The 5,464-nt window shown below is 64.1% G+C and carries 5 protein-coding genes and 1 pseudogene; 5 read left to right on the top strand and 1 reads right to left on the bottom strand.

All coding sequences use genetic code 11. The features are described 5' to 3' along the window. A pseudogene (locus tag A2J01_RS35720) lies at positions 1-143 on the bottom strand (2,3,4,5-tetrahydropyridine-2,6-dicarboxylate N-succinyltransferase); the annotation flags it as partial. Positions 144-192: 49 nt separating this feature from the next. Here A2J01_RS35720 and dapE point away from each other — a divergent pair. The 5 genes from dapE (at position 193) to folP (ending at position 5,449) form a co-directional block, all read left to right on the top strand. Continuing rightward, a complete protein-coding gene (dapE, locus tag A2J01_RS08175; protein WP_197494177.1) occupies positions 193-1,263 on the top strand; it encodes a succinyl-diaminopimelate desuccinylase in 1,071 nt (356 codons plus the stop codon). A gap of 16 nt (positions 1,264-1,279) precedes the next feature. Further along, positions 1,280-2,083 carry a TIGR00730 family Rossman fold protein gene (locus tag A2J01_RS08170; RefSeq protein WP_003945176.1) on the top strand — a complete coding sequence of 268 codons (804 nt, stop codon included), beginning with the start codon at positions 1,280-1,282 and terminating at the stop codon, positions 2,081-2,083. Continuing rightward, on the top strand, positions 2,077-2,634 hold the full coding sequence (locus A2J01_RS08165; protein ID WP_003945191.1) for a TIGR00730 family Rossman fold protein: 558 nt from the start codon (positions 2,077-2,079) through the stop codon (positions 2,632-2,634). Before A2J01_RS08170 ends, A2J01_RS08165 begins: the two co-directional genes overlap by 7 nt. A 112-nt stretch (positions 2,635-2,746) precedes the next feature. Next, positions 2,747-4,519, top strand: coding sequence for a long-chain-acyl-CoA synthetase (locus A2J01_RS08160; RefSeq protein WP_064112479.1), 1,773 nt, complete (start codon positions 2,747-2,749; stop codon positions 4,517-4,519). Positions 4,520-4,549: 30 nt separating this feature from the next. Beyond that, complete coding sequence (folP, locus tag A2J01_RS08155; protein ID WP_030536944.1) at positions 4,550-5,449, top strand: dihydropteroate synthase; 900 nt, start codon at positions 4,550-4,552, stop codon at positions 5,447-5,449. Positions 5,450-5,464 lie beyond the last annotated feature (15 nt).

Below are 5,464 nucleotides of genomic sequence, written 5' to 3'. Positions count from 1 at the left end.
GAAGGAATATCTGTTCCCTCGACGTTCTCGGTACCGGTCTTGTCGAATGTTCCCAGCTCCGGTGCCGGGAACCAGGTGTCGAGGACGGTTCCGTCCGCGGTCACGTTGGCGATACCTACTGCTGTTGCTCCCTGTGCGCTCACGGGACTAGAGATTACTGGGTGGTGGGTGCACCGGCCTAGGCTGGTGCGTGTGAGCATCCTCGATCTTGCTTCGGACCCCATCGACTTGACGGCCGCCCTGGTCGACATCCCCAGCGTCTCGCACGACGAATCCGTCATTGCGCAGGCTGTCGAGGATGCGCTGCGTGAGCAGACTTCGGGCTTCGAGATCATCCGCAACGGCAATGCCGTGTTGGCGCGTACGTCGCGTGGTTTGCCCAGTCGGGTCATGCTCGCCGGACATCTGGATACGGTGCCGATCGCGGACAACGTTCCTTCGCGGCGTGACGGCGACATCCTGCACGGCTGCGGGACCGTGGACATGAAGTCGGGCGACGCGGTCTTCCTACACCTTGCGGCCACCATCGAGAACCTGGCCCACGATCTGACCCTCGTCTTCTACGACTGCGAAGAGATCGCCGCAACGTACAACGGCCTGGGACGGATCGAACGCGAGATCCCGCAATGGCTCGCGGCGGACGTCGCAGTTCTCGGTGAGCCGACGGCCGGTTTCATCGAGGCCGGGTGTCAGGGCACGATGCGGGTGCGGTTGACGGCTTCGGGAACTCGCGCCCATTCGGCCAGGTCCTGGCTGGGGGACAATGCCATTCACAAGTTCGGCGGAGCGTTGGAGCGGTTGTCGAGTTACCAGCCGCGCTCGGTCGACATCGACGGTTGCGGCTACCGCGAGGGCTTGTCGGCGGTGCGGATCTCCGGTGGCGTCGCCGGAAACGTCGTCCCGGACGAAGCCGAGATGGACGTCAATTTCCGATTCGCGCCCGATCGCAGCGAGGTACAAGCCGAGGCGCACGTGCGCGAAGTGTTCGACGGTCTGGGCCTCGGATTCGAGGTCACCGACTCCTCGCCCGGCGCGCTGCCCGGCTTGGCGAACCCGTCCGCTGCCGCCCTGATCGAGGCGGCCGGTGGTCAGTTCCGTGCGAAGTACGGGTGGACCGACGTGTCCAGGTTCTCGGCGCTCGGCATTCCTGCCGTGAACTACGGACCGGGTGATCCGAACCTCGCGCACAAGCGCGACGAGCACGTTCCGGTGCAGCAGATCACCGACGTCGCGGCCGTGCTGAGGAAGTATCTGTCGGCCTGACCGTTAGCCTTGCCGCATGGCACCAGAGAAGAATTCGGCTTCGAAGAAGCAGAGCTCGTCGATCAAGCACCGCGGGCCGGTTCAGCTTCGACGCAAGCGCAAGGACGAGAAGACCACGACGGATCAGCGCTTGCTCGACAAGCGCGGACCCACGGATTGGGTACACACCGATCCGTGGCGTGTGCTGCGTATCCAGAGCGAATTCATCGAAGGTTTCGGCGCACTCGCCGAGGTCCCGCGTGCGGTGACGGTGTTCGGTTCGGCCCGCACCACGGTCGATCATCCCGAGTACCAATCCGGGCGCGAGCTGGGAACGGCGTTGGCCGAGGCCGGGTACGCCGTCATCACCGGTGGTGGGCCAGGAGTGATGGAAGCTGCCAACCGCGGTTGCAGTGAGGCCGGCGGGTACTCGATCGGCCTCGGCATCGAGTTGCCGTTCGAGCAGGGACTCAACGAGTGGGTGGATCTCGGAATCAACTTCCGGTACTTCTTCGCACGCAAGACGATGTTCGTGAAGTACTCCCAGGCATTCATCTGCCTGCCGGGTGGCTTCGGAACACTCGACGAGCTGTTCGAGGCACTCACCCTGGTGCAGACCCACAAGGTCACGCGCTTCCCGATCGTCCTGTTCGGTACCGAGTACTGGTCCGGACTCGTCGATTGGATCCGCGGCACCCTCGAGCGTGACGGCAAGATTTCCGAAGGTGACGTGAACTTGCTGCACGTCACCGACAGTGTGGAAGAAGCAGTACGAATCGTCCTCAACGCCGACAAGGGCGTCGACGAGGCCGCAGATCTGGGGAAAGAAGAAGAATGGTGACCGATTCCGACAAGAAGTACTCGATCTGCGTCTACTGCGCGTCGGGTCCGGTGGACGAATCGTTCCTGGCATTGGCTGCCGAGGTGGGAACCGCGATCGGTCGACGCGGATGGCAGTTGGTCTCGGGTGGCGGCAACGTGTCGATGATGGGCGCTGTCGCCGAGTCCGCTCGCGCGGCGGGTGCCTGGACCGTCGGCGTCATCCCGAAAGCCTTGGTGCACAAGGAAGTTGCCGACGTCGATGCCGACGAACTGATCGTCACGGACACCATGCGCGAACGCAAGAAGCTGATGGAAGACCACGCCGACGCGTTCATCACGCTGCCCGGCGGAATCGGGACGCTGGAAGAGTTGTTCGAGACGTGGACCGCCGGCTACCTGGGAATGCACGAGAAACCTGTCGTGATGCTCGATCCCGTCGGCCACTTCACTGGCCTGCTCGAGTGGTTGAACAAGCTCGACGGGACGGGCTTCGTCGGGCGTCAGGCGCTGGACACTCTGCTGGTGAGGACGGACGTCGAGGCCGCGCTCGACGCGTGCGTCAAATCCTGATCAGACGCTTGCGTGAAACCCTGACCTGGGGCATGGCGGGCTTTATTACCGTGCAGTAAGGTGGCCGCAGACTGGGCGGCCGAATGGGCGCCGGATACGTGTTAGGGGAGCCATGAGTTCGGAAGCCCGTTCGACCGTCGGCCTGCTCGATCTGGCGGCAAAACTGCCGTCGATGATCACCGAGGTGCCGATCCTGGCGCGGGGGGCCGCCGGGCTCACCCGTAAGCCTTCGGCCAAGGAATCGATCGGGTTGATCTTCCAGAAGGCCGCGCACGCGCACCCGTCGCGCCCGTTCATCCGGTTCGAGGGCCACGCGACCAGTTACGCGGAAGCCAACGAACTGGTGAACCGCTACGCGGACGTTCTCCGTGGTCGAGGAGTCGACCGCGGAGACGTCGTCGGAGTGCTGGCAAAGAACACTCCCGAAGCGCTGTTGATCGCCTTGGCCGCGGTAAAACTCGGCGCGGCAGCGGGCATGCTGAACTACAACCAGCGCGACGACGTTCTGGCACACAGCCTTACGCTCCTCGACGCGCGGGTCCTGGGGGTCGCCGACGAGTGCGAAGAAGCCCTCGAATCGTTGCCCGCCGGATTTAGCGGACCGAACCAACTTCTCGTCAGCGAACTCGCGGATCTGGCGAAGACGGCTGATCCGTCCAACCCCGCGGTCACCGCCGAGGTGCTGGCAAAGGAGAAGGCGTTCTACATCTTCACCTCGGGCACCACCGGAATGCCCAAGGCCAGCTTGATGACTCACTTCCGTTGGTTGAAGTCGATGTCGGGGCTCGGGTTGATGGGCGTGCGCTTGCGCGGCTCGGACACCCTGTACTGCTGCCTGCCGCTCTACCACAACAACGCGTTGACGGTCTCGCTGTCCTCGGTGCTCGCGTCCGGTGCGACAATCGCGATCGGACGTCAGTTCTCGGCCTCGCGGTTCTGGGACGACATCGCACTCAACAAGGCGACCGCGTTCACCTACATCGGCGAACTGTGCCGCTATCTGCTCAACCAGCCGGTCAAGCCGACCGACAGCGACAATGCTGTTCGGCTGATGGTGGGTAACGGTCTGCGCCCTGAGATCTGGGCCGAATTCACCCAGCGGTTCGGCATACCCCGCGTCGCCGAGTTCTACGGTGCGAGCGAATGCAACATCGCGTTCGTCAACGCACTCAACGTCGACAAGACAGCAGGCATCTGCCCGTTGCCGCACGCCGTCGTGGAGTTCGACGAGGACACCGGAAAAGCGTTGCGTGGAGCCGACGGTCGACTCCGCAAGGTTTCCACGGGTCAGGTCGGACTCCTGCTGTCGAAGGTCACCGACCGGGCGCCTTTCGACGGTTACACCGACGAAGCGGCGAGCAACAGCAAACTGGTACGCGGCGGATTCAAGGACGACGACACCTGGTTCGACACCGGAGACCTGGTGCGCAAGCAGGGATGGGGCCACGTCGCCTTCGTCGACCGCCTCGGCGACACCTTCCGTTGGAAGGGCGAGAACGTTGCCACCACGGAGGTCGAGGGCGCACTGAGTTCGCACCCGGCCGTCGAGGAAGCAGTTGTCTACGGCGTCGAGATTCCGGGCACCGACGGTCGCGCGGGCATGGCGGCGGTCAAGCTGCGGGACGGTCAAAGCTTGGAGGGAAGTGAAGTCGCGGCACACCTATACGGCAAGCTCCCCAACTACGCGGTCCCGCTGTTCATCCGCATCGTCGACTCACTCGAACACACCAGCACTTTCAAGTCGCGCAAGGTGGAATTGCGCAACGAGGGCTACGACGTCGGCGCCGACACTCTGCACGTTCTCGAAGGCCGCGAGGGTGGTTACGTGGACTCGTACGACGAATACGTAGGAAAGGTCGCGGCGGGCTCGGTACCCAAGGGCTAGACCGAGTTCCGTCATGCCAGTATGAGTGGCATGTCTTCACTCCCCGGTTCTACCGCGCAGCCAGGTCCGGCGCCCACCCTGTGTGGGCGTCCGGTCGCGGTCGACCGTGCACTGGTGATGGCCATCGTCAACCGCACTCCCGATTCCTTCTACGACCAGGGCGCGACGTTCTCGGATTCGGCAGCGATGGCTGCCGTCGACAGGGCCGTCGACGAGGGCGCCGATCTGGTGGACATCGGGGGAGTGAAAGCTGGGCCCGGTGACCTCGTCGACGCCGACGAAGAGGTCAGGCGAGTCGTTCCGTTCGTCGCCGCGATCAGAGCCAAGTACCCCGAGCTGATCATCAGCGTCGACACCTGGCGGAGCGGCGTCGCGCGGTTGGCACGCGCCGAAGGCGCCGACCTGATCAACGACACGTGGGCGGGTGCGGATCCCGACCTCGTCCTGGTTGCTGCCGAGACTGGTGCCGGGATCGTCTGCTCGCACACGGGTGGCGCGGTTCCGCGCACCCGCCCGCATCGTGTCCGCTACGACGACGTCGTCGCAGATGTGGTCACCGAGGTCGTGTCGGCGGCAGAGCGCGCCCTGGCACTCGGGGTTCCGCGTGACGCGATCCTGATCGATCCCACCCACGATTTCGGTAAGAACACCTTTCACGGGCTCGAGTTGTTGCGGAAAGTGGACGTTCTTGTAAACACCGGGTGGCCAGTGCTGATGGCGCTGAGTAATAAGGACTTCATCGGGGAGACTCTTGGTGTGGAGCTTTCCGAGAGGTTGGAGGGAACATTGGCAGCGACAGCAATGGCCGCGGCGGGCGGCGCCCGGGTGTTCCGTGTTCACGAGGTGGCGTCCACCCGTCGAGTCGTCGACATGGTGGCCGCGATCCAGGGACGCCGTGCCCCGGTACGTACGGTTCGAGGTCTGGCATGAGCATCACCGGTGCGG

The sequence above is a fragment of the Rhodococcus sp. EPR-134 genome (assembly GCF_001647205.1).
GTDB classification, from domain to species: Bacteria; Actinomycetota; Actinomycetes; order Mycobacteriales; family Mycobacteriaceae; genus Rhodococcus_F; species Rhodococcus_F qingshengii.
This window is presented reverse-complemented; position numbering and strand designations above follow the sequence as displayed.